The 24,596-nt window shown below is 64.1% G+C and carries 18 protein-coding genes and 1 pseudogene; 13 read left to right on the top strand and 6 right to left on the bottom strand.

Annotation, left to right across the window (positions count from 1 at the left end):
• Positions 1–28: 28 nt before the first annotated feature.
• Positions 29–514, top strand: coding sequence for a cytochrome c-550 PedF (gene pedF / locus PSUB009319_RS05840; protein WP_124381297.1), 486 nt, complete (start codon positions 29–31; stop codon positions 512–514).
• A 100-nt stretch (positions 515–614) separates the two neighbouring features.
• Positions 615–1,484, top strand: a complete 870-nt coding sequence (locus tag PSUB009319_RS05835) for an ABC transporter substrate-binding protein (protein WP_124381296.1) — start codon at positions 615–617, stop codon at positions 1,482–1,484.
• A 309-nt stretch (positions 1,485–1,793) separates the two neighbouring features.
• Here the strand turns inward: PSUB009319_RS05835 and PSUB009319_RS23395 are convergent.
• A pseudogene (locus PSUB009319_RS23395) lies at positions 1,794–2,039 on the bottom strand (hypothetical protein); the annotation flags it as partial.
• 298 nt (positions 2,040–2,337) lie between these two features.
• Positions 2,338–3,159 (bottom strand): MipA/OmpV family protein, encoded by an 822-nt coding sequence (locus PSUB009319_RS05825; protein WP_124381294.1) that lies wholly within the window; start codon positions 3,157–3,159, stop codon positions 2,338–2,340.
• A 222-nt stretch (positions 3,160–3,381) separates the two neighbouring features.
• Here PSUB009319_RS05825 and PSUB009319_RS05820 point away from each other — a divergent pair, with 222 nt between their 5' ends.
• The gene (locus PSUB009319_RS05820; protein WP_124381293.1) at positions 3,382–5,109 is read left to right on the top strand and encodes an alkaline phosphatase family protein; all 1,728 of its coding nucleotides are present in this window, start codon (positions 3,382–3,384) and stop codon (positions 5,107–5,109) included.
• A 96-nt stretch (positions 5,110–5,205) separates the two neighbouring features.
• Here the strand turns inward: PSUB009319_RS05820 and PSUB009319_RS05815 are convergent, their stop codons facing one another.
• Positions 5,206–5,478: a hypothetical protein gene (locus PSUB009319_RS05815; RefSeq protein ID WP_124381292.1), complete on the bottom strand. Its 273-nt coding sequence runs from the start codon at positions 5,476–5,478 to the stop codon at positions 5,206–5,208.
• 406 nt (positions 5,479–5,884) lie between these two features.
• On the opposite strand from PSUB009319_RS05815, the gene PSUB009319_RS05810 reads away from it, so the two are divergent.
• The 3 genes from PSUB009319_RS05810 to PSUB009319_RS05800 all read left to right on the top strand — a co-directional run bounded on the left by PSUB009319_RS05810 (position 5,885) and on the right by PSUB009319_RS05800 (position 7,145).
• The gene (locus tag PSUB009319_RS05810; protein WP_124381291.1) at positions 5,885–6,115 is read left to right on the top strand and encodes a signal peptidase; all 231 of its coding nucleotides are present in this window, start codon (positions 5,885–5,887) and stop codon (positions 6,113–6,115) included.
• Between the two features lie 141 nt (positions 6,116–6,256).
• Entirely contained in the window at positions 6,257–6,817 is a 561-nt protein-coding gene (locus PSUB009319_RS05805) for a MerR family transcriptional regulator (RefSeq protein ID WP_124381290.1), read from the top strand.
• Positions 6,720–7,145, top strand: a complete 426-nt coding sequence (locus PSUB009319_RS05800; protein ID WP_124381289.1) for a carboxymuconolactone decarboxylase family protein — start codon at positions 6,720–6,722, stop codon at positions 7,143–7,145. Before PSUB009319_RS05805 ends, PSUB009319_RS05800 begins: the two co-directional genes overlap by 98 nt.
• A gap of 6 nt (positions 7,146–7,151) precedes the next feature.
• Here the strand turns inward: PSUB009319_RS05800 and PSUB009319_RS05795 are convergent, their stop codons facing one another.
• Complete coding sequence (locus tag PSUB009319_RS05795; protein ID WP_124381288.1) at positions 7,152–8,459, bottom strand: hemolysin family protein; 1,308 nt, start codon at positions 8,457–8,459, stop codon at positions 7,152–7,154.
• A 412-nt stretch (positions 8,460–8,871) separates the two neighbouring features.
• Here PSUB009319_RS05795 and PSUB009319_RS05790 point away from each other — a divergent pair, with 412 nt between their 5' ends.
• The 7 genes from PSUB009319_RS05790 (at position 8,872) to pelG (ending at position 21,892) form a co-directional block, all read left to right on the top strand.
• Positions 8,872–11,766, top strand: coding sequence for a bifunctional glycoside hydrolase 114/ polysaccharide deacetylase family protein (locus PSUB009319_RS05790; RefSeq protein WP_260392893.1), 2,895 nt, complete (start codon positions 8,872–8,874; stop codon positions 11,764–11,766).
• The gene (locus PSUB009319_RS05785; protein WP_124381286.1) at positions 11,753–15,805 is read left to right on the top strand and encodes a tetratricopeptide repeat protein; all 4,053 of its coding nucleotides are present in this window, start codon (positions 11,753–11,755) and stop codon (positions 15,803–15,805) included. Before PSUB009319_RS05790 ends, PSUB009319_RS05785 begins: the two co-directional genes overlap by 14 nt.
• 69 nt (positions 15,806–15,874) lie before the next feature.
• The gene (locus tag PSUB009319_RS05780; RefSeq protein ID WP_124381285.1) at positions 15,875–16,435 is read left to right on the top strand and encodes a penicillin-binding protein activator LpoB; all 561 of its coding nucleotides are present in this window, start codon (positions 15,875–15,877) and stop codon (positions 16,433–16,435) included.
• On the top strand, positions 16,435–17,895 hold the full coding sequence (locus tag PSUB009319_RS05775; RefSeq protein WP_124381284.1) for a PelD GGDEF domain-containing protein: 1,461 nt from the start codon (positions 16,435–16,437) through the stop codon (positions 17,893–17,895). Before PSUB009319_RS05780 ends, PSUB009319_RS05775 begins: the two co-directional genes overlap by 1 nt.
• A gap of 21 nt (positions 17,896–17,916) precedes the next feature.
• The gene (locus tag PSUB009319_RS05770; RefSeq protein ID WP_124381283.1) at positions 17,917–18,903 is read left to right on the top strand and encodes a lipopolysaccharide assembly protein LapB; all 987 of its coding nucleotides are present in this window, start codon (positions 17,917–17,919) and stop codon (positions 18,901–18,903) included.
• Positions 18,900–20,522: a GT4 family glycosyltransferase PelF gene (gene pelF / locus PSUB009319_RS05765; protein ID WP_124381282.1), complete on the top strand. Its 1,623-nt coding sequence runs from the start codon at positions 18,900–18,902 to the stop codon at positions 20,520–20,522. The genes PSUB009319_RS05770 and pelF overlap by 4 nt, the downstream gene beginning before the upstream one ends.
• Complete coding sequence (pelG, locus tag PSUB009319_RS05760; RefSeq protein WP_124381281.1) at positions 20,522–21,892, top strand: exopolysaccharide Pel transporter PelG; 1,371 nt, start codon at positions 20,522–20,524, stop codon at positions 21,890–21,892. Before pelF ends, pelG begins: the two co-directional genes overlap by 1 nt.
• A gap of 331 nt (positions 21,893–22,223) precedes the next feature.
• On the opposite strand, the gene PSUB009319_RS05755 is transcribed toward pelG, so the two are convergent.
• Together PSUB009319_RS05755 and PSUB009319_RS05750 are read right to left on the bottom strand one after the other, a co-directional pair.
• A complete protein-coding gene (locus tag PSUB009319_RS05755) occupies positions 22,224–22,583 on the bottom strand; it encodes a helix-turn-helix domain-containing protein (protein WP_124381280.1) in 360 nt (119 codons plus the stop codon).
• A 202-nt stretch (positions 22,584–22,785) separates the two neighbouring features.
• Positions 22,786–24,480, bottom strand: coding sequence for a ShlB/FhaC/HecB family hemolysin secretion/activation protein (locus PSUB009319_RS05750; protein ID WP_124381279.1), 1,695 nt, complete (start codon positions 24,478–24,480; stop codon positions 22,786–22,788).
• Between the last annotated feature and the right edge of the window lie 116 nt (positions 24,481–24,596).

Below are 24,596 nucleotides of genomic sequence, written 5' to 3'. Positions count from 1 at the left end.
TCGTTTCAACGACACTAAGGAGACACTCTTGAAAACGCCTCGCAACCTGTTCGCGCTGCTTTCTGTCTGCGCACTTCTGGCTGGGGGATTGCCCGCAGCCGCATTTGCTCACGGCGATGTCACACCGCAGGCCGTAGACACGCACACCTTACCGCAACTCGGGGCCGATTGGCGTCAGGACAATCCATACCGGACGGGCCCCGCGCACGATGAAGCGCTGCGTATCGGTTCATCGGCGTTCAATCAGAACTGCGCCCGCTGCCATGGGCTGGAGGCCATCTCCGGCGGGATCGCGCCCGACCTGCGCAAGCTCGATGTCGACTGCATGTCGCTGGCCGACGCCAAGAAGAAGGAAGCCTGCTACGGCGAGGTATCGCAGTACTTTACCGCCACCGTCCGCCACGGCCGCACCCGCGATGGCCGTGTCTACATGCCGCCGTTTGAAGGCGTGCTGACCCAGGAAGCGGTCTGGGCGATCAAGACCTATCTCGAATCGCGCCGGGTGCAGGACTAACGGGGTCGGCCCGCTGCTCTTCGCCGTTTGGCGGGCCGATGCCGTCCATGCCGCCATCTTGTTGCGTCGGCTCGCCTATTTCTTCCCCAGGAGATTTCTCATGAACGCCCGTCTTCGGTTGGTCGCGGCCCCCCTTGTTGGCTTTCTGCTTGCAACGGCAGCCATTCTGATGACCGCGGCGCCCGCGCACGCCGACATGGCGAAGATCCGCCAGAGCGGCGCCCTGAAGGTCGCGCTGTACAAGGGCTTGCCGCCGTTCTCCGACAACGCTGGCGGGCAATTCAGCGGCATTGATGTTGCGCTGGCCAACGCGCTCAGCAAGCAGATGGGGCTGTCGGCCTCGCTGCTGCCGTTTGATGCAGATGACGATGGCATGTCGGGCGATCTGCGCAACATGGTCTGGAAAGGCCATTACTTGGGCTATGGCCCGGCCGACGTGATGCTGCATGTGCCCGTTGACCCGAATTTCATTCGCCAGAATGGCCAGGTACTGATCTTCGCGCCGTATCTTCGCGAAGCCTATGTGCTGGTCTACGACAGCGAACGCGTCCACGGGGTGACCCGTTTCGAAGACCTCGCCGGTCAGGCCACCGGCGCCGAGCAGGGATCGGGCGGTGCAAGCGCGTTGCTGTCGAGCGCCGGCGGTGCACTGCGCGACAAGGTGAAGATCTACCCGGAAGCCAACGAGGCCTTGCGTGCGCTGTTCTCCGGCCAGATCGCTGCAGCAATGGTGACGCGCGCGCAGTATGAAAGTGCGCTGAAGATGCAAAGCCAATCCGCCACGCGCTTTGTGGCGACCGAGCTGCAGTCGCCGTTGCTGCCAGGGCGTGGCTGGGCTGTCGGGATGGCCGTCAAGGCGGATCAGCGCGAACTGGCGCAGGCACTGGAGAGCGCGCTCAATGCGCTGCGCGCCAGCGGCGAGTTGCAGCGCATCTTTGCGCAGTACGGCGTGTCGATGGTGGCGCCGTAAGCGGGCGCCACTATCGCGCGGCGCCGGACGTGTCGACGCACCTGATGCGCTGGCACTGTGGGTTGATACCCCCGGCCAGCTCACGCACTAGGCTTTCTCTGCCGCGGCATGCTTGGAGGGCAGTGCACTCACGTTGTCGTCGAACTGCGAATCCACGGGGATCTTCGAGAAGTGGTGGATCTTTGGCGCGTGCGACTCGTCGGTCTGCGCGTCGTGCGGGTCGATGAACGACATCGCCGTGCGGCGCTTGAGCATGTGCGAGTCGCGCGATTGTGATTCGCGCCACAGCTCGGCCGTGAACTTGAGACCGGCGCGCAGTGCGTGGGCGCTGTCCTGCTTGCCCTTGCGCTGGTCGGAGACGCGCTCGATGCCTTTCTTGACGACGTCTTCCAGGAATGTGATACGGGTGCGGTAATAGTCCGCGTGCATTTGTGCATCCATCACGCGCTGCTCTGCCTGGAACAGCTCCATGCGCAATTCGCCTAGCGCGCGTTCGGCCTGCTTTTCGGGAGAGGGTGCGTGGCTCAAGGCCCAGTTTGCAATCCACCGCAACATGGTCAAGCCCTCCTGTCTTGCGGTGTCCGCCACCGGTGGAAGACACCGTTCACTGCCCGCGCATTGATCGGAAGTGATCGCCGCTTGCCAAACAGACTAGCAAAAAAAGCAGGGGGATTGCGCTAGTCCACGTGCATGCCTGTTGTGAAAAGGAAGCATGCTCCGTTTGGCTGAGAGGCGCGAGCGCGAAGTTCTGGTTTCATTACCGGATTGCCTCGTGTGCACAGGTTTGCGAGGCAAATATCACGGCCTGCGCAAGCGATTGCGCCCATCGTGGCGGCACATTCTGGCGACAGTATCAGCGGAACCGGTAGGTGAGCGAGGCCATGGCCGTGGTCTGCTGGCGGCGCTGCGTGATCGGGCTGTCTGCGGCGTCGCCGCGCAAGCGCGCAACCGTCAACGAGCCGTTGGCCGTCCACCGGTCATCGAGCTTGCACGTGACGATGGCGTTGAAATGGACGTCGCGCAGGCCCGCATGCGTGGCAAATACTGGCAGGCCCGCGCGCGCGCTCTGCCCATCGTCCACGCCAAAGAACGTACGCATGTACTGACCATTCGTCCATGACACGCCGGTGCCGAGGCTGAATAGCCAACGGCCGATGGGCGCGCTCGCGTAGACGTCTGCATTGGCAATCAACCCCTGGCGGTTGCCGAGGATGTCCTGCTCCGCATCGGTGGACAGCGTGAGGAACGACACCGTGTACTGCGCGAACGCCTTGGCGCGCACCGTGGCATTGACATTGCCCAGACCATTGAGCCGGGCGTCGTCGTGTGCGTGGCGCCACGTCGGGTCAAACTGGAAGTTGCCGCCCACCTGCCATGTGTCGTCGTTGGCGAGGTACACGCCCGCGAAATCCATGCCCTTGGAGAAGAACCGGTGCTTGTATTCGATTTCCTGATCGATCCACGGAAACACGAAGCTCGATCTCGCGCCCGGGTATTTCGGCGACACATAAACCGCTGGGCCGACGGCGATGCTCCAGTCGCTGGCTTCGGTGGTGGTTTCCGTTTTGGCTGCAGGTGTGGTTTGTGCCTGGGCAGTGTTGCTCAAGAACCCGATGAGCAGGGCTGAGCAAAGCAGAAACGCAGAACGGGGCAGGACACGCGAAGACAGCGGCATGAGCAAACGGAAATCGAGAGAGTGTGGTCGAGGAAACAGCGGGCACGCCATTCTAGTGGAACCACCCGAACGGGTGATGACAGCGCAAACGTTGGCTCAATCAGACAGCGGAGGGCGCGTTACATTTGTCACGCGAGCGACATGAGCGGGTCGCCGTGCAGACATGCAGCAGGGCTAGCGTGACCGGGCCGCCTCATGACGGTAACTCAGAGGAGAAACCCCGTGTCCCCCAAGAAATACCTCGCTCTTGCAGTGCTTTCTACGCTGGCATGCGGTCTGTCTGTGCATGCGTACGCCGATGACGATGATGCACACCACGCGCACGCCAAGCACGTGCTGCTGATCTCGGTTGACGGTCTGCATCAGGCGGATCTCGACTGGTATGTCGGCAACCATCCGGGCTCCACGCTGGCGCGCCTCGTGCGTCAGGGCGTGAATTACCGCAACGCTCGCACGCCGTTCCCGTCCGACTCCTTCCCCGGCATGGTCGGCCAGGTGACCGGCGGCAACCCAAAGACCACCGGCATCTACTACGACGACGCATACAGCCGCAGCCTGCTCCCCGCCGGCACCACGGCCGCGAATTGCCACACCACCCAGCCCGGCGCGGAAGTGTTCTACGCCGAGGTCATCGCCAAAGACCTGAATCGCCTCGACAGCGGCCAGGGCATTCCAGGCCTCTATGCCGATCTGTCAAAGATCTCGCAGTTGACCGGCCGCGCGCAGGATCTGATCGACCCGACCTTCCTGCCGGTGTCGCCCGTGACGTGCGCGCCGGTGTATCCGCACCAGTACCTGAAGGTCAACACGGTGTTCGAGGTGGCGCGCAAGCATGGCTTGCACACCGCCTGGTCGGACAAGCATGCGGCCTACGAAATTCTCAATGGCCCGAGCGGCCAAGGCATCGACGATCTGTTCGCGCCCGAGATCAACAGCTCGGTGACCGATCCGTCGCTGCCCGCCGGCCCCGGCCCCGACTGGACCAAGGACAACACCAACACCCAGCGCTACGACAGCTTCAAAGTGCAGGCCGTGCTGAACTGGCTCAAGGGCCATGACCATGCCGGCAACGGTGCGCCGGGCGTGCCGGCCATCCTGGGCATGAACTTTCAGGCGGTGTCGACGGCGCAGAAGCTGAACAAGTCGGCGTACTACCCGGACCCCGCCAACACCGCCAACAAGGTGTCGGGCGGCCTGGGCGGCTACACCAACAACGGCACGGTGCCGGGCCCGGTACTGCAGAGTGCGCTCACCTTTGTCGACAACAAACTGGGCGAGATGGTCAAGGCGGCCGACCCGTCCAACACGGTGCTGATCGTATCGGCCAAGCATGGCCAGTCGCCGAACAGCCGCGCCGATCTCACGATCGTCAACGACGGCGACATGATCGATGCGCTCAACTGCGCGTGGGAAAAGTACGCCGCCACCTGCACGGATGCGACCAAGCCGCACCTCGTCGCGCACGCGATGGACGACGACGGCATCCTGCTGTGGCTGAACGACCGCTCGCCGGCCGCGCTGCAGTTCACGAAGCAGTTCCTGCTCGGTTACTCGGGCACGGGCGTGGGTTCGGATGCAGCGGGCAACGCCGTTGCCAAGCCGTTTACACAGGCCGGCGCGAGCCGCTTTGTGGTGGGCGAGGAGGTGGCCGACTTCTTTGGTGCGAAGCCCAATGACGACCGCGATCCGGATGTGGTCGGCATCGCGCAGCAGGGCACGGTGTGGGCTGGCAGCAAGCTGTCGAAGATCGCCGAGCACGGTGGCTTCCGTCCGGAGAACCGCCACGTGCCGATCGTGGTGTGGGGCGCGGGCGTCAACGCTGGCATCGTGGATGAGCGCGTTGACACCAACCAGATCGCGCCGACCATCCTGAGCGAGCTGGGCATCAAGCCGCACGAGCTGCAAGCCGTGCAGATTGAAGGCACGAAGCGTCTGCCGCATCTGCATTGATGTGGCATCGGGGCCGGCACGGCAGCGGAGTGCTGGTCCCGAGCGGGCATAAAAAAACGCCGGGAATGTCCCGGCGTTTTTCATCGCGCGATCGCCTTATTGCTTGGCGGGTTCAGCGGCCTTCAGGGCCGATGCGGCGCCAGCCTTGGCTTCCGGCTTGGCTGCAGCCTTGTGGGCCTTCTTGTGCGCGTGCTTCTTCTCGTGCTTGGCTTCAGCCTTCGGGGCCGAAGCGGCATCGGTGGTCGCCGCAGCAGCGGTCGCAGCCGGTGCGGGTGCGGCAGCCGGTGCGGAGGCGGTGCCAGCGGCGAACACGGGGGCTGCGAAGGCACCAGCAACGATCAGAGCGGCCAGAGATTGAGCGACTTTCATGTGAGACTCCTTAAGCGGAAACAAGCGGGATATTGGCGGGACTCCAGATACATGGATCTCGTCCCATTTGCGATCCATGCCTCCAAAAACGCGCCACATCGTGAGCACGCTGACCGCCGTTTGTAAGCGTTCTGCTGACGATGTAAGCGCGCGTAACAAGGTAGGCTGCAAGCTGCCCGGCAACTGTTGCGTTTGGTTGAGGCGTATCAAGACGCCGCCCTGCATGCGGGCGTAATGTTGGCTTCGGGTGGACAACCGCAGGCGCGTACACCACACTGCGTGCTGATGCGCACACCGCTTCGATCCCGGGGTGCGCATTGCACAGCAGTGGCGCCGGGGCGCACTGGGTCACGCCCCATCCGATACCGGGCGCGCCGCAAATCAGTCTCTTCATAAGGACAACACGATGAACAAGCTCCTGGCTGCCCTCGTGGCTGCACTCTTCAGCGCCGGTGCATTTGCGCAGGCTTCCGCGCCGGCCGCGCCCGCCACACCAGCCGCGCCCGCCGCTATGCCGGCTCCCGCCGCATCGGCACCGGCCACTGGCGAGACGAAGACACAACACCACAAGAAGAAAAAGAAGCGCGACCATCGTCCGAAGCAGCAGGACAAGAGCGCGTACGGCGTGGGCGGCTGATCCACGGCAGCCCGCCAGTTTTTCTGCACACCAAGGCGCCGGCCCCTTTATAGGGGGCCGGCGTTTTGTTTTATATGGGCCAGAACGATTCGCGTTAAAGTCGCTTGACTTAGAGTGCGCTCTAACTTCTAAGCTCCGTTCATGACCACTTTTCTGACCATTGCCCAAGTGGCAGAAGCCACCGGCCTGTCGACGCACACGCTGCGCTACTACGAGCGCATCGGGCTGCTCGACAGCGTGCAGCGGCGGGACAACGGCCACCGCGTCTTCCGCGCTGAAGACATGACGTGGCTCGCCTTCCTGCTGCGCCTGCGCGACACCGGCATGCCGATCGCGCAGATGCAGCAGTACGCCGCGCTGCGGCGCCAGGGCGACAGTCTGGAGAGTGTGTCGGCGCGCCAACGCCTGCTGGAGTTGCATGCCGAGGCGCTGGAAGCGGAGCTGCGCGCGCGGGCCGAAACGCTGGCTGTGCTGCGCGTCAAACTCGTCGTCTACGACGGTATCCGGGCACGGATTGAAGCCGTAGAGAACGTTCAGGGCCCCGCTTCCTCATCTTCCAAATCGAAGCACCGGCCAAAACGTCAATTGAACGAGGACGCACCACATGACTCTGATCGCCCAAAACGCACCGCAAGCGGCAAACCACGCCAACCTGCAGGACGAGCGCTACGCCCGGGGCTGGCAAAAGCTGAAGGAAGTTGATGATGTGGCCGGCGAGCGCGTGGTCGAGGCCTTGGCCGACATCTCGCCCGACCTCGGCCGCTACATCGTTGAGTTCGGGTTTGGGGATGTTTACTCCCGCCCAGGCCTGACGCTGCGCGAGCGCGAGATCGCCACCATTGCCGCGCTCACGGCGCTGGGCAACGCCGCACCGCAGTTGAAGGTGCACATCGCGGCGGGGCTCAACGTGGGGCTCACGCGCGAGGAGATTACCGAGACGATCCTGCAGATGGCGCTATACGCGGGCTTTCCGGCGGCGCTCAACGGCATGTTTGCCGCCAAGGAAGTGTTTGCCGCCAATGACGTGTAAGGCAAATCAGGGCGCGGTCGCCGCAGGCGGATCAATGCGCCGCGACACCAGCAGTTGATCGATGCGATGGTTGTCGATATCGAGCACTTCAATATGCAGCGGTCCGATATCGACGCTTTCGCTCTTTTTGGGAATGCGCTTGAGCGCGTAGATGACCAGCCCCGCGAGGGTTTCAACGTGGTGCTCGCCGGGCAGGTTGTCCAGATCGAAGGCGCGCTTGACGTCGCCCAGCGGTGTGACGCCGTCGATCAGGCAGGAGCCGTCATCGCGGCGCACGATCTGCTCATCTTCGCCCAGGTACAGGATGTCGCCCATCACCGCGCCGACGATGTCATCCAGCGTGACCACGCCCACCACGAGCCCGTATTCGTTGACCACGGCACCAAAGCGCTCGTGCATTTCCCGAAAGCGCGTGAGCGCCTGTGACAGGTTGAGCGTGTCGGGCAGCACCAGCAGGTTCTTGTCGTAATACTTGCTGATGTCGCGGATCACAGCAGACGACTCTTCCGACAGGATCTGCTGCAAGATGTCTTTTGACGCAATAAAGCCCAGCACCGAGTCGATGTCTTCACGGCAGACGAGGTATTCCGCGTGCGGCTGCGCAATGATCTTCATCTTGATCGACTCCAGCGGCTCGTCCACCGTGAAGTAAATCACCTCGTCGCGCACGGTCATCACCGAGGTGATGGTGCGCGATTCCAGCTCGAACACGTTCTCGATCATCGCCAACTCGTGCTTGCGCAGCACGCCGGCTTGCGCTCCGGCGCCCACCATCGCGGCAATGTCTTCGGTGGTGATCTGGTCGACCCGGTGCGTCGGCACGCCGAAGAGCTTCAGGAACATGTCCGCCGCGCCATTGAACAGCCACACCACCGGCCGCAGCCCGCGCAGGCACGATTGCATTGGGCCGATGATCGACATCGCGCAGCGCTCAGGGTAGAGCACGGCCAGGCGCTTGGGCAGCAGGTCGGCAAAGAGAATGAACAGCCCCGTCACGATGATGAACCCGGCGATGCTGCCGAACCGTTCGGCGCGGGCGGCCGGCAGCCAGTCACTCAGCCACGCGGCCAGCGGCCCTGAGATCTGGCTGTCGCCAATGACACCGGCCAGGATGGCCACCGCATTCACCCCGATTTGCACCACCGTGAAGAAGTTGCCGGGCATGTCCTTGAGCTGCAGCACGCGCAGGGCGCGGGTGTCGCCGTCGTCGGCCAGGGTCTGCAGGCGCGTGCGCCGCGATGCCGTGAGGGCGATCTCGGAAGCAGAAAAAAAGGCGCTGATCATGATCAGCAAGACGAGGGTGAGGGCGGACATGGTGTGGATGCGGCTGTCGCCGGTGCGCTGCGATCAAGATTCCTGCGCTTATCGCGCCGCGCAGCCGCCTGAAATGTGGCTTCGGCCGATCATGGTGCAGCGCGGATCGCTTTGTCAAACCGGCTTCTGGGCGCATACCGCAAACAATTACCTATGTCCACCGGTGGCGCTGAGGCATCCGAATTGTGGTTTGCTGCGTACCTATGGCTTGGGCGATACTTGCGCGGTCGGACCATATTGCCCCGGTCAGCCTTGCGGGGCCTGCGTTTGCAGGCGGTGATCGGTAGAGAGGGCAGATGTTCGGCACGGCGCAAGCACAACCGCCGGACGTTTTGGGGCGCCGACGCAGATCGGCCTGAATTATATGCACGGCGTGGCATAGGAGTGGGCTATGTGGGTTCTCAGCCGTTCAATGCGGCACCCCGAGGGGAAGCGGGGGAATACAAAACAAGCAGGGGCGATCGGACGCGTGGCGGCACTTTTGGCTGCGGCGCTCCTGTCAACGCCCTGGATGGCGCTCGCCCAGCAAACCGCTGGTGCATCGGGCAGCACACCCTCCGCTTCGATCAGCGCACCGAACATCGCGTGGTACTACGGCGACAAACCGCCGGTCGGGCAGTTGCGCGCCTTCGATGCGGTTGTCGTCGAGCCGGACCACGGCTTCGACCCCTCACAACTCAAGACCCCCAGCACACAGTGGTTTGCTTACGTGAGCCTGGGCGAGGTCACGCCCGAGCGCGGCTGGTTCAAGGCGTTGCCCAAGGCGTGGTTGCTCGGCGACAACGCCGCGTGGGCCTCACGCGTGGTCGACCAGGCCCAGCCCGATTGGCCTGCGTTTTATGTCGAGCACGTTATCAAGCCGTTATGGGACAAGGGCTATCGCGGCTTTTTTCTCGATACGCTGGACTCTTATCAGCTCGTTGCCAAGGACGATGCCTCGCGTGCGGCGCAGGAAGCCGGCATGGTGCGCGTGATTCGTGCGGTCAAGGCGCGCTACCCGGAAGCCAGGCTGATCTTCAACCGTGGGTTCGAGATCCTGCCGCAGGTGCATGACCAGGCCTATGCGGTGGCGTTTGAATCGCTGTATCGCGGCTGGGATCAGGGCGCCAAGCAATATAAAGAGGTGAACGACGCTGACCGTGCATGGCTGATGGGTCAGGCGCGCAAGATTCGTGACGAATACCACTTGCCGGTGATTTCCATCGACTACTGCCCGCCGGCCGATCGTGCCTGCGCGCGCGAGACGGCCAAGCGCATCAAGGCGCAGGGGCTGATTCCGTATGTGACCGATCCGGCGTTGTCGACCATTGGCGTGGGCCGCATCGAGGTGCTGCCGCGCAAGGTGCTGATCCTGCAGGAGCGCGACCTGCGCTACGCCATCGACACCAGCGACGGCGTCCGCTTTGTGGCCATGCCGCTGAACTTTCTCGGCTACGACGTGGAGTACGCCGATATCAACAAGCCGCTGCCCGCCGAGGTGCCGCCCGATCGTTACGCCGGCGTTGTGGTGTGGGTGAACTCGGGGGCGGTCAATCACGTGGCAGCGCTCACGTCGTGGGTGCGGCAGCGCATGCGTGACGGTGTGCGCATCGCCTTCATGAATCAGTTCGGCCTGCCGGCGGATGCCAGCATGGCCAATCTGCTCAAGCTCAAGCTTGTGCAGGGGCGCGCCACCGCGCCGCTCGAAGTGGTGTCGCAAGACAAGATCATGGGGTTCGAAATGGCCCCCCGGCCCGATCGCCGCGAAGCGCAGCCGATCCAGGTAGGGGCGAACGGGCAATCGCTGCTGCGCCTGAAGTCGGGCAATTTCGAGTTTGATGCCGCGGCCATTACGGATTGGGGCGGTTACGTGCTGAACCCGTATGCGGTGTTCTCGATGGACAAGATCGAGCAGGCGCGCTGGGTGGTGCAGCCGATGGAGTTCCTGCGCCGTGCGCTGGCGCTGCCCAACATGCCCATCCCCGACCTGACCAGCGAGAACGGCCGCCGCCTGATGCTCGTGCACGTGGACGGCGACGGCTTTGCGTCGCGCGCGGAATTTCCAGGCCCGGGGGAATACTCGGGCGAGGTGCTGCTGCAAGAGATCTGGGACAAGTACCGCATCCCGACCACGCTCTCCGTCATCGAAGGGGAAGTGGGGGCTACCGGCCTGTATCCGAAGCTGACGCCGCGGCTTGAGGCCATTGCCCGCAAGATGTTTGCGCTGCCGTACGTCGAGCTGGGCTCGCATACGTATTCGCACCCGTTTGATTGGAGCCGCACGGTGCAAAGCCCGACGACGGGTGGCCCAGGCAAAGACGCAGGCGGCGGGGACACCGCTTTCACGCTGACCATTCCTGGCTACAAGTTCAGCCTCGACCGCGAGATTGCCGGGTCCATCCATTACATCGACGAACGTCTGGCGCCGCCGGGCAAGCGCGTGAAGATCCTGCAATGGTCGGGTGACTGTCAGCCGCCGGAGCGGGCCGTGCGCATGGCGTGGGACGCTGGCGTGGTCAATATCAACGGCGGCGATACCACCATCAGGCGCAACTCGCCGTCGTGGACGAGCATTGCCTCCATCGGTATCGACAAGGGCCCCGGCGCCTACCAGGTGTTCGCGCCCAATCAGAACGAGAACGTCTATACCAACGACTGGGCAGGGCCGTACTACGGCTTCGAGCGTCTGATTGAAACGCTGCAGATGACGGACACGCCGTACCGTTTCAAGCCGATCAACCTCTACTACCACATGTATTCGGGCACCAAGCTTGCGTCGCTCAAGGCCTTGAAGAAGGACTACGACTACGCGCTCTCGCAGCCGGTGTTTCCCATCTACGCGACGCAATACGTTGCCAAGGTGATGGATTTCCGGGACATGGCCGTCGCCCGCGATGGTGATGACTGGATCGTGCGCGGCAACGGCGACTTGCGCGAACTGCGCTGGATGGCACCCGGTACGCCGCGCCTGGCCGATGCGCAAGGCGTGGTCGGTTACGACAAGGCCGCAGGCGGCATCTACATCCACATGGACGACGGTGCGGCACGCTTTGCCATGCCGCCGGCAGCAGAACCTGCCAAAGTGCCTTACATTGCCGAAGCCGCCGCCTTTGTGCGCGATTTCACGCGAAACAGCAATGGCCTGTCGTTTGAAGCGGGTGGCTATTACAAGCCGTTCGTCCGCCTCGCCAACGTTGGCGCATGCCGTGTGATGGTCAACGGGGCACAGGGCCGTGCCGCCCGCGCGCAGGGCGATACCGTGCGTGTGGACCTGAATGGCGTTGCCGCCCAAACCGTGACCTACCAACGTATTGATGTGGTCTGCTGACCTGACACCGCGCGAACGGCTGCTCCCGCCCTGGTTGATCGGCACGCTTGGCGCGCTGATCGGGCTGGCGCTCGCCCTGATGTTTCCGCGCGAGCGCCTGGAGGCGCGCCTGCTGGAAGGCGGCAAGGTCGATGCGCTGTCGGTGGCGTACCTGGAAGCATGGTTGCGCGTGCGCCCCAACGACGGTGAGTTCCTCAGCGTGCTGGCTGCGCAGTACGTGCGCACCGGCCGTCTGGATGACGCCCAGGTCATGCTCAATCGCATGCGCGGGTTGCACGACAAATCGCTCGACCGTGAAGCGCTGCTGCTCGATATCGCCATCTGTGAGCAGCGTGCTTATGCGCTGCAACCGAATGATCCGCAGCGCGCGTCCCTGCTGAACGACCTGCGTGGCCTGCTCAAACAAGCGCTCGCCCACCGCTGGACCGCAGCCGAACTGGAGATCCTGGCCGGCAAGGCGCGCGCGCTCGATCAGGGTGCGATTGCCGCGCAGCTCTACCAGCGGCTGGCCAGGCAGGACGTGGCACGCGCGGCGCAATGGCAGGCACGTACGGCCGAGATCGCGCTGGGTGTGGGTGAATACCGCGCTGCCGCCGCCGCCAACTTTGCCGCACAGGCCGATGCCAAATCGCGCGACGAACAGCGCCAGTACTTCATTGCCGGGCTCAAGGCGCTGCAAAGCGGCAACCTGTTTGACGATGCCATGGCCGAAGCGCAACGCCGCGTCGGCCCGCTGATTGACGACACTGAAACGCTGCGCTTTCTCACCCGCCTGGCCCTTGCGTGCAACCGGCCCGATCTTGCCGATCAGTACGCGCGCCGCCTGCTGCATCTGTCGTGGTGGCAGACGGAGCAGGGCATTGCCCTGGCGGTGGGCGCGGCTCGGCACGACTGGACCTTTGCGGGGCCGCCGCAGCCGCTGCCAGCCCCGGCGGACGCTGTGTTCATGGACGGGCCGCAAGGGCTCGTCCGGCGCCAACGCTATGCGGCACGCATCCGCCACGTGGCGGACAAAGCGGGCGGTGCCAGCACACCCGCGGCCCAACCCACCGGTGCCGACGCCATCGCACACGGCATCGCGCCGTTCAATGCCGACGATTACGACCTCGCGTATCGCGTCTTCATGAGCAGCGGCAACCTGAACGACGCCATGCGCGTGGCCGAAGCCGCCGTACGCCAGCGCCCGGACCTGAAGATCTGGACCGAGCGCGCAGCCCAGGTGGCGGAGTGGAACCGCCAGCCGATGTCTGCGTTGAAGTACTGGCTTTCGTACGCAGAAGCGACCGGCGACGATGCTGCCTGGCAGAACGTGCTGCGCCTGGCGCCCGCGCTCAACGAAGACCACGCCTATCTGGCCGGCCTGCGTTACAAGGCCAGCCGCCAGCCCGGCGACATGAAACTGCTCGACCAGATCATTGCGGCCTATGAGCGCTTGGGCGAGCCGGTTGAAGGGCTGGCCTATCTGAACAGCATCGCGCGCGGCCCGCACCGTCAGGTGATTCTGGAGCGCTACGCCATGCTGGCCGAGCGCGCCGGCAAGGACGATCAGGCCTACGACACCTACGTACGCCTGCAAAAGGCGTTCGGGCCGAATGTGAGGTATGCGCTCAAGCTTGCCAACGTGCTGTACGTGCGCGGGCAGTTCGAGCAAGCACTGGCCGCCATGCAGGCCGCCAGCAAGGCCGCATCGCCCACCGATGACCTTTACTGGCGCACGCTCGCCCAGCTCGCAACGCTGAATCAGCGGGATGACCTTACGCGCGAGGCGTATCGCCAATTGCTGGTGGGCGGCAATGCGCGGGCGGACGACCTGACGTCGATGATCGCCTTCTACGATGGCAGCCCCATCGACGCTGGCCGCCTGGCCGAACTCGCCTGGCGCAAGGACGGCGCGATGGCCCATCTGCAACAGGCCATTTATTACTACACGCGCGCCCGTGCGTTCCGCCGGGTTGACGCGCTGCTGGCTTCGCTCACGCCGGAACAGCGCCGCGCCGCCGAGCACTCCCCCGGCGTGCTGGCCGTCAGCGCTGAATACCACCGCCAGAGCGGCCGCTGGGATCTCGCCATGCGTGACCTGCGCCGCGCTGTCGCATTGCCTGATGCCAGCAGCGAGGTGAAGGCGGCGTTCCTGTGGGGCCTGCTCGATTCCGGCCAGAACGGCGAACTCAAGCGCGCACTGACCCGATGGCGTGGCGAGGCCGAGAATGACTCCGCCTACTGGGGCGCCTATGCCGCCGCCGGTCTGCAACTGTTCGATGCCAACCTCGCGCTGCGCTTCCTGGGCCGCCAGGCCGAGTCGATGCGCAACGATCCGCTGTGGCTGTTGGCGTATGCAGATGCGCGCGAGATGGCCGGTCAGGCTGATGCCGCCTGGGCGCTGCGCCGCGAGGCGTGGTGGCTGCTGTGGCGCGCGGATGGCGCCGACGGTGCAAACACCCAAGGCAAGACCCCCGCCAACCGCCGCGTCGGCACGCGCGTCACCGTGGGCAGCAACAACGCAGTGAGCGACGCCGTGCCGCTCGAAGATGGCGCCCGCACCGAACTGCGCGCCCGCCGCGTTGCGTTGGCGCAGACATTCGGCTCGGGCGATCTTGCACAGCGCCTGCTGATCGAGCTGCTGCGCGATGACCGCCGCGCCATGCAGCAGGCCCGCGAAGGCGGCAACGCTGCCGCACAGAAATCCGAGCTGGGCGACATCGATACGTTGCCGCCGGAGCCGCCCGAGACCCCGGCCGAGAAGCGCAGGAACGCCCGCGCGAGCGACCGGCTCGTCTCTGCCGTGGCCAAGGAAGCGGCGCTCGGCTGGGCGCTGTCGCAGGAGGCGAATGATCTGGCGCGTGCGTGGCTGCTGCAGCAATACGCCCGCCGCATGACACGCCCGGCCTATGCCGAAATTTCCATCGCCCTGGCCGAGCGCGATCTGCAGACGCTCAACCGCCTGCTGGACGACACGCCAGACCGCATTCCGCTCTACAACCGCATCGACGCCAATGTGTTGACCGATCGTTTGGGCGAGGCCCAGCGCCTGTCATTCGAAGGCCTGACGACCGCGCCCGACGATGAGCAGCTTCACGAGCGTGTGCAAGAGACGTTGCTGACAAACGCACAAGCGCTGGAGCCGCGCGAAACGTGGTTCAAGCAAGCGCCGCTCACGTACTTTGAAAGCAGCGCAGCGGCCGGCATTCGCCTGACGGATCACTACAGCATGCTCGTGCGTGCCACCCAGCGTAACCAGCGCTCGACTGACGCTACGCAGCTCACCGGCGTGCCCGCGCAGGACCGCCGCGTTGACTGGATTTCGCAATACCAGACGCAGAGCAGCCAGTGGAAGGGCACGGTTGGCTGGCGCCAGGGGCTGGCGTCGGTCTACGCATTCCGGCTGGATGGCTTGTTGGGGCTGGGGGGGCCACTATCGGGCCCGTTCGGCACCGAGCTGTCGGTCGGGCGCAACCAGCCCGCCGACGAAACCACGCAACTGCGTGTGGGCGGCGTGAAGGACTTGTTCTCGATTGGCGGCAACTGGCGCCTGACGCAGCGCGAATACATCCGCGCGCGCGTCGAGGGCAACCGCTTTTACGGCCAGGATCGCACGTTCCTTGGCAGCGGCGTGGTGCTTGATGCAGAGGCTGGTTATCGTTTGCGCGTGGAATACCCCGATTACACGATCCGCGTGGTTGGAACGCGTGCGAGCTACAGCGCGTCCGGCACGCCCAGCGCGCTGTTAGGGCGGCTCTTGCCGACGGGGGCGGTGCCCGATGCCAACGCCTTCATGCCGCAGTCGTTCACGCAGTTCGGGCTGCTGTTTGGCTTTGGCACGGACTATCTTGACCGCTATACGCGCGCGTGGCGTCCGTTCATGGATGCCGGCCTGCTGCACGACAATCGCGAAGGGTGGGGCACGCAAGTCCAGCTCGGGGTGGCGGGCAGCGTGTTCGGCAACGACCATCTGGCGTTGGTGTTCAGCCATGCCTCCATTACGCGCGCCGGTGCCGCGCCGATGACGGAAATCGGCCTGCGCTACCGCTGGCTCTACTGACAGGCGAGAACAATGCAACGGGGAAAGAACGAGATGAAACACATAACGGAAGACACCAGGGAGAAAGCAATGGCACCCTTGCTCAACCAGATGAAGGCCGGCCGCCGCCGCTGGCTGGCCGTGGCAGCGGGCGTTGGTGCGGCGCTTGCGTTGTCCGCCTGCGCGGTGGTCGACAGCGCGCGTGCGCCGGCAACCAGCGCCTCTGATGCGTGGGTCGTGCTGCCCATCGTCAACTACACCGAAACGCCGCAGGCTGGCCTGCGTGCGGAGACGATTGCGGCGAGCATCCTCAAGGCGCGCGGCTTCTCCAGCCTGAAGCAGTACCCGGCCAATCTGAATAGCGAATCGCTGTTCGAACCCGCCGAGCGCGAGGCCGTGGCGCGTGCGCTGGATTGGGCGCGTGGCGAGAAGGCGCGCTACGCCCTGACCGGCGCGGTGGATGAATGGCGCTACAAGGTCGGCGTGGATGGCGAGCCCGCTGTCGGCATCACGCTGCAGGTGATTGACGTGCAGACCGGTAACGTGATCTGGAGCGCGGCCGGCAGCCGTACCGGCTGGAGCCGCGATGCCGTATCGGCCGTGGCGCAGAAGCTGCTGCGCGAGTTGCTCTCGCCGCTGGGCCGGAGCTGATGAAGACCGGTCAGGCAGCCTCCACGCAATCGGGCGCGCGCGCGGCTGCGCCGCCGCGCGGCCAAGGTGGGCGAAATGAGCGTCGGCGCAACGCGCAGGGCATTGGCGCGTCGACATGGTATGGGCGCCTGATTGCCCCGGCCGTATTCAGCCCGAGCGCCGTGCTCGAAACGCTGGGCGCGGTGGTGGTGGCCATCAGCATCCTCTGGCTGTTCGTGCCGGACAACCCGCTGCTGCTCGGCTATGGTTTTCCGTGGGTCTGGCTGGTGCCGCTCATCCTGGCGCTGCGCTACGGCACGCTGCTCGGCGCGCTGGCAGCGCTGGTGGTGCTGGGCGCGTGGGGGGTGTTCTACGGGCAGGCGGCGGCCAGCACTTTCCCGCGCATGTATTTCCTGGGCGGGCTCATGCTGGTGCTGATCGGCGGGCAGTTCGGCGATATCTGGGGCGCGCGGTTGTCACGCGCCCGCACGGTCAACGGCTACCTGAACGACCGGCTGGCGGCGCTCACCAAGAACCACTTCCTGCTGCGCCTGTCGCACGAGCGTCTGGAAAACGATCTGCTGGCCAAGCCGACCACGCTGCGCGACACGCTCACGCAACTGCGCAATATCGCGCTGGCCGCGCGCGAGCATGGCGGCGGTACCGATCAACCGGATGTGGCGCAACTGCCCGGCGCCGAGCCGTTCCTGCAATGGACGGCGCAGGCCTGCCAGCTGGAAGTGGCGGCCATGGTGCGCGTGACGGCCAAGCGCATCGATACCGAACCGGTGGCTCGCGTGGGCACGCCGTTTGACATCGTTGCTGATGATCCGTTGATCCGCCATTGCATTGATACCCACACGCTGGGCCACCCGCAGGCGCCTGAGCTGCGCACCGAAGACAGTTCGCGCTATGTGGCGTGCGCGCCGGTGCTGTCGGGCGCAGATGAGCTGATCGGCCTGGTGGTCGTGAACCAGATGCCGTTCCTCTCGCTGTCGTACGAGAATCTGCAGTTCCTGCTGGTGCTGCTCGGCTACTACGCCGACGGCGTGCGGCACCTCACCGTCAGCTCCGAGATTCTGGATCTCGTGCCGGATGCACCGTACGAGTTCGCGCTCGACCTGGGCCGCCTCGCGCGTCTGCATCGCGATACCGGTATCGACTCGTCGGTGGTGGCACTTATCTTCGATCGGGACGAAACCAGCGATGCGCCGTTCGAGAGCGTGGTCCGCAGCCGCCGTGCGCTGGATGTTGTCTGGCAGGCAAGCGGCAAGGGCCGCCGCGCCATCATCACGCTGATGCCGCTGTCGGGCGCGGGCGCGGTGTCGGCGTATCTGGTGCGCATTGAAGACAGCCTGCGCGCGCAGTTTGGTGTCGATTTCGAGGGCGCGCGCATCAGCGTGCAGACGCTGCATGTGACGGGCGAGCATCCGGGCGAAGCGCTGGAGCGCTTCCTCACGCGGTGCCATCTGGACGCGTAAGGCACATAGGACGAACAGGCGATGTTCAAACTCACGCTCGGCGGCATATTGGCCCAGATCGCGGCAGTGGCGATGGCATTGCATGCGGGCAACAGCCTTGCGCTGCTGCTGTCGTGCCTGATGCTGCAGGGCACGGCCGCCGCGCTGATCGGTCTTGCCGCCTGGCGCCTGCTGCCGCGCCGCTATCGCGTGCCGTTTGTGTGGACGTACGGCTATCTTGCTGCGCTGTGCTTTTTCGTGCCGGTGGCGGGCGGGCTGCTCGTGCTTGGCAGCCTGCTGCTCGGCAAGCTGTTTCCCAAGCCGGAAGACGACAAGGACATCGCTGACGTGGGCCTGCCGGTGTTCGTGGCGCATTTGATCTCGCGCGTGACGCACGGTGGCGGGGCACGGCTGCGTGCGCAGCTCAGCAATGAACGCGCGCCGGTGCAGAGCCGCATGACCGCGCTGGTGGCCATGCAGTCAATGCCCACGCGCACTGCGAGCCCCGTGCTGCGTGATCTGCTGGCCGATCCGGTGGACGACATCCGCCTGCTCGCATACGGCATGCTCGACAACGCCGAGAAGGTCCTCACCCAGAAGATCCTGACCGAACTGCCGCGCCTGGAAGAGGCCACCACGCCTGAAGTGCGCTACGACATCAACAAGCGCCTGGCCGACCTGTACTGGGAGTTGATCTACCAGAACCTCGTGCAGGGTGATGTGTATCGCTATACCGCCGAGCAGGTCGAACGCTACGCCAGCGCTGCGCTCGACATTCAGCCTGGCAACGCCGCGCTGTGGTACATGCGCGGCCGGCTGGCCCTCTCGCGCCGCGAGCCGGATGTGGCTGAATCCCACCTGCGCCGCGCCGAATCTCTCGGCTTCCCGCGTGACCGCCTGCTGCCGCCGCTGGCCGAAGCGTGCTACCTGCGCCGCGATTACGCCGGTGCGCGCGCGGCGCTGGCGCAGTTCTCCAGCCGTTCGCCGCTGCCGCTCCTGCGCCCGCTGTTGCGCTACTGGACATCATGAGCAACGACAACTTCCCCCGCGCCCGGTCTGCCGACGTCGCGCTGCTGCTCGAAGGGACGTTTCCCTACGTGAGCGGTGGGGTGTCAAGCTGGGTCAACCAGATGATCCGGGCGTTTCCGGACATCAGGTTCGCCATCGTCTTCATCGGCAGCCGTCGCGAAGACTACGGCAAGCCCGTCTACGCCATTCCCGATAACGTGGTGCACCTGGAGTGCCACTACCTGTACGACTTCCCGCCGCCCCCGCTTGTGCAGGCCAGTGGCGGCGATGCTGCGGCCTTCGAGCGCTCGCGCAAGCTGCACGACGCGCTGCGCAACCCGGCCAACAAGGGAGAAACCGCTGACCTGATCCGCGCGTCCATTGCAGACCTGCGCGACGATGGCCCGCTGGCCGAAGAGCAGTTCCTCTACAGCCACCGCGCATGGGAAATGATGACGGACTACTACCGGCATTACTGCACCGATCCGTCGTTCACAGACTACTTTTGGACTGTGCGCATCATGCACAAGCCGCTGTGGCAGCTCGTGCGCATTGCTGAAAACCTTATCCCGGTGAAGGTGTTTCACACCATCTCGACGGGCTATGCGGGCTTCCTGGGTGCGCTGCTGCGCTACAAGCGCGGGCGGCCGCTGCTGGTGTCGGAGCACGGCATCTACACCAAGGAACGCAAGATCGACTTGTTCCAGAGCCAGTGGATTCGCGACAACCGCAGCATCTTTGAGAAGGACATCGCACAGATCAGCTACTTTCGAGACCTGTGGGTGCGCTTCTTTGAAACGATGGGCCGAGTCTGCTATGACGCCGCCGAAGACATCGTTGCGCTGTACGAGGGCAACCGGCAGCGGCAGGTGATCGACGGCGCGCCGGAAGCAAAGACGCGCAGCATCCCCAACGGCATCAATCTGCCGCGCCTGGCCGCGCTGCGCGAGAAACGCCCGGCCAACGTGCCGCGCGTGATGTGTCTGATCGGCCGCGTGGTACCAATCAAGGACGTCAAGACCTTCATTCGCGCCATGCTGACCATCACGCGCGAGATGCCCGACGCCGAAGGCTGGATCGCCGGCCCTGAAGACGAAGATCCGGAATACGCGCAGGAATGCCACAGCCTGGCCGAGAGCCTGGGCCTGGGCGATCGCATCAAGTTTCTGGGCTTCCAGAAGATTGACGACATCCTGCCCAAGGTAGGCGTGCTGGTGCTGAGTTCCATCAGCGAAGCGCTGCCGCTGGTGGTGCTCGAAGGGTTTGCCGCCGGCGTGCCGTCGGTCACCACCGATGTCGGCTCGTGCCGCCAGCTCCTGTTCGGTCTTGAGGGGGACGACGCCGCATTGGGCGCCGCCGGCGCCGTTGTGCGCATTGCCGACCCCGCCGCGCTGGCCGCCGAAGTGCTCACGCTGCTGCGCGACGAAACGCGCTGGCATGAAGCACAAGCCGCCGGCATCGCCCGCGTCGAGCGCTACTACACGCAAGAGATGATGGTTGGCAGCTACCGCGAGCTGTACACGCGCTTGCAGACCTTGCCCGACCTGAGCACCGAGCACGGCGCCAAGACCGCCGCCGCGGCGGCTTGCCCGCACCACGCTCAGCAGAACCAGCAGAATCCGCAAAAGGGAGCCCGCTGATGGCCGGTATCGGTTTTGAGCTGCGCAAGATGCTCAAGCGGGACAGCTTGCTCGGGCTGCTGCACGCCTATACCTACGCCGGCATCATCAGCTCGGGGCCATGGATTCTCTCCATCGTCGGGATTCTGCTGATCGGTATCCTGAGCTTGCCGTTTGTGGTTCCGGGCTCGCTCATCACGCAGTTTCAGGTGTCAGTTACCTACCTGATTGCGGTGAGCCTGATATTGACGGGGCCACTGCAGCTTGCTTTCACGCGCTTTACTTCCGATCGGCTATTCGAGAAGCGCGACGATCTCATCCTGCCCAACTACCACGCCGTGTCGCTCGTGATGACCCTGATTGCGGGCGGGCTGGGGCTGCTCGTCATCCTGTTTGCGTTTGCGCAGCAATCGGCCATTTATCGGTTGCTGATGCTGGCCGGCTTCGTGGTCATGGCCAACATCTGGATCGCGGTGATCTTTCTGTCGGGCATGAAGCAGTACAGGGCCGTCGTGTGGATCTTCCTGGTCGGCTACACGCTTACCGTGCTGCTGGCGCTGTTGTTCAACCGGCTGGGGCTGGAAGGGCTGCTGCTGGGGTTCGTGACGGGGCAGTTGTGCCTGCTGATCGGCATGGCCGCGCTGATCTACCGCAACTTCAGCGGGCGGCGATTCCTGTCGTTCGAGGTGTTCGACAAGCGGTTTGCGTATCCGTCGCTCATGCTGATCGGGCTGCTCTATAACCTTGGCATCTGGCTCGACAAGTTCATGTTCTGGTATGCGCCGGGCACGGGGCAGCAGGTGATCGGGCCGCTACATGCATCGGTCATCTATGACATTCCGGTGTTCCTCGCCTACCTCGGCATCATCCCCGGCATGGCGGTGTTCCTGGTGCGCATCGAGACGGACTTTGTCGAGTACTACGACGCGTTCTATGACGCCGTGCGGGGCGGGGCGTCGCTCGAGCATATCGAAGACATGCGCAACACGATGGTGCAGACCATCCGCGCGGGCCTGTACGAGATCGTGAAGATCCAGGCCATGGCCGCGCTGGTGCTGTTTGCCGTGGGCGCTTCGGTGCTGCGGGCGTTGCAGATTTCCGAGCTGTATCTGCCGCTGCTGTATGTCGACACCATTGCCGCGAGCTTGCAGGTAGTGTTTCTGGGGGTGGTGAATATCTTCTTTTACCTGGACCGGCGGCGTGTGGTGCTGGGGCTGACTGCCGCTTTTGTGGTGCTCAACGGCGCGCTGACATGGATCACGCTGCAGCTTGGGCCGGCTTGGTACGGGTATGGGTTTGCTGTTTCGCTGCTGCTGGTGGTGATGGCGAGTCTCGTGATTCTGGATCGGAAGCTGGATCGGTTGGAGTACGAGACTTTCATGTTGCAGTGAAGGGGGGGGGGTGCTGTTGGCCCCCTGATCACCGACCTGCTGCACCTTAATCTGGTAGTAGAACGTGCTACGCGACAGCCCCGCGACCTTCAGCAGTATTGCCAAATCGTGGCCTTGCCTCAGTTCAAGCACTACCCGCGCTTTTTCTGCGCGGCTTGCTCTTTGGCCTGAAGCAAGGCCCTCAATTTTTTTAGATACGCCACCTCCGCGCGCAGATATTCGTTTTCTTTGCGCAACTGCTCCACCGTGTGGGGATCTTCGTTTTGCGGTGCTACGGGCTCAGGAGGCTCTGGCGTTGTCATCTTCTTCGGGCGGCCGCGAGGTTTGGGTCTTAGGGCTTCCAGCCCACCCTCATCAACTGCCGCCGCCAGCCTCTGATGGCGCTAACACCGCCTCGGATATCGAACCGCGCGATCGCTTGATTGGCCGAGGAATCTTCCTTCCACATCCATTGCAACACGGACAACTTGAACTCTGCGCTGTAATGAGCAAATTTTTTGCGCGACCCACTCCGGCCGTGTTGTTCGTACACCTTGACCCAGCGTCTAACCGTTCCATGGTCAAGTCCGTATCGATTGGCCAGCTCTTTGAAACCCTGCCTCCCCTCAGCGTAGCTTTGCACTACCTGCAGCTTGAACTTCTCATCGTATTTCGCCATGAAAAACACCCCAAAGGTCGGATCGGTGTCCAACTTTTGGGGTGCAGTTCAAGAGCAGGATGGCAGCTTTTGCCGCCGATGCTAACTCAGGAGCAAGCAGCGGAAATCTGCTCAATTTTTAGTGGATTATTGCTGCACTCTCAGTCCATGACTCGGTCCGCACGTCCAGCCGGCCTAGGAACGGCCACGGTCTCGGCGTTCATGGCTATGAGCAACCCGCTGAAAGCATTTGACGCTAAAACTCCACCCCAACCTGAGCCATCACCGCTGGCCGCTCAGTCTGGAAACCCACCGGCTTGTACAGCGGCCAGCCAAACGAGATGTCATAGTTGAAGGCCATATACGCACCAGACGGCACGCGCCCACGCACGCCCACCACCGCACCGACGAGCTTGTCACCCAGCAGAAACTCCGCGCTCGGGCCACGCACCTGGCCCATGTCGATACCGGCGTAGACGGCTTGATTCGCTACGCGCCAAGCAAGCTCGTTGCGCCAGTACCAGCCATCCTCTGCCGCCAGCGTCAATTGGCCATCGAAGCCGCGCACCGTGTAGCGGTTGCCGATGATGAAGTAGTCGCTCGGCAGCACGCGCGTGCGACTGTGCTGTATGGCCCAGTTGCTGGTGTACTCGAACACCTGGTTGGCTAGCTTGAACGGCCAATACAGGCTCGCATTAGCCGTCTCGATTTGTGAACGGCCACCGTAGCCGGCGTCACCCACCGCCACACCCGGCACGTTGGAATGGTCGGGCAGCGTCTCTCGCCAAGCGAAGCCGCCATCGAACACCACCGGCCCAAGATAGTGCCGGTGCGACATCGACGCTTCATACCCGATAACATCCCGACGCTGGACCGCAATCTCGGTATCGTTCAGGTAGTTGCGATTGATTTTGCGGAAGAGCTTGAACTGCGCGCCCGTGCGCGACGTGGCATCCCGGTGCAACACGCCGCTGATGCCCGCATTCACCTCCGAGCTTTGCCCGCTGTAGACGATGGGCTCTTCAAAGCCGGCCACCGTTTGGTTGTAGCGTGACTTGTTGGCACCCAGAAACAACGTGGCGTAGCCCACCGGCACGCTCCAGTTGATGCCGTAAGAGCGGGTGCCCTGCGTGCTGGTGCCTCGGTCCGTGTTGGACGACGCGGAAATCGACAGCTGGTCATACAGATGCAGCGGCGAATCAATGACCAGCGAGCCGCTCATCTGATACTTGCCGGTCGACTTCAAGCCGGTGTTGTCTGCCGACAGCGAGGCATGCCAGCGCTTGTCGGTGCCGGGCTTGAGCACGATATCGGACTCACCCACCCGCTCGCCGGGCACGATGTCGAAACTCGTCTGCGATTGGCCGGGCAGGCGGCGGATGGTTTCCAGCGCCTGGTCCAAGTCACGCTGGTTCAGCAGGTCCGCCGGGCCAGCGAGCAAGGCCATGCGCGCCCAGCCGATGTTGTCATCCGACGCGTTGCGGATGGCGCCGATGCGTCCGGCCAGCACCTTGAGCGTGAGCGTGCCGCTCGCCAGGTTTTGCTTGGGGATGAGCACGCGCGAGGTGACGTAACCGCGCTCGATGAGGGCGCTGTTGGCTTGCAGCTCAATGGCCTCCAGCCCTTGCTTGCCAACGCATTGCCCGTTGACAGGTGCCAACAGCGGCGCCAGCCACGGGAACGCGTTGTCTTCCAGCACGATGCCGCGCACGGTAAAGCAGGGTTCCTCTTTGGGTAGCGATGCCAACGAAATCGCTTGCATCGGCGCGGGCGGCGTAAAGACGTCCGGCCGCGCATTGGCACGCTCAAGCGCCTGCTCGGCTTGTTGCTCCTGCAGGCGCTGGACTTCGAGCCCAGGGCCGGTGATGGGAGCTGGAGCAACTTGCGCAAACGCGAAGGAACTCAGCGTGCCAACGCAAAGGATGGCGGCGCGGGAAACGGCTGACAGCATGATGTGAAGACGTTATAGAGCGCGCGTGTTATTGCGCGGGCGTGATGATGGTAGAAATCGAGCCCGCGTTGCTAATCACCGGCACGGAGGCTTTTACGAGGCCGACGCCCGGCGCA

This window comes from Ralstonia sp. SET104, assembly GCF_003851545.1.
In the GTDB taxonomy this organism is placed as follows: domain Bacteria; phylum Pseudomonadota; class Gammaproteobacteria; order Burkholderiales; family Burkholderiaceae; genus Ralstonia.
This window is presented reverse-complemented; position numbering and strand designations above follow the sequence as displayed.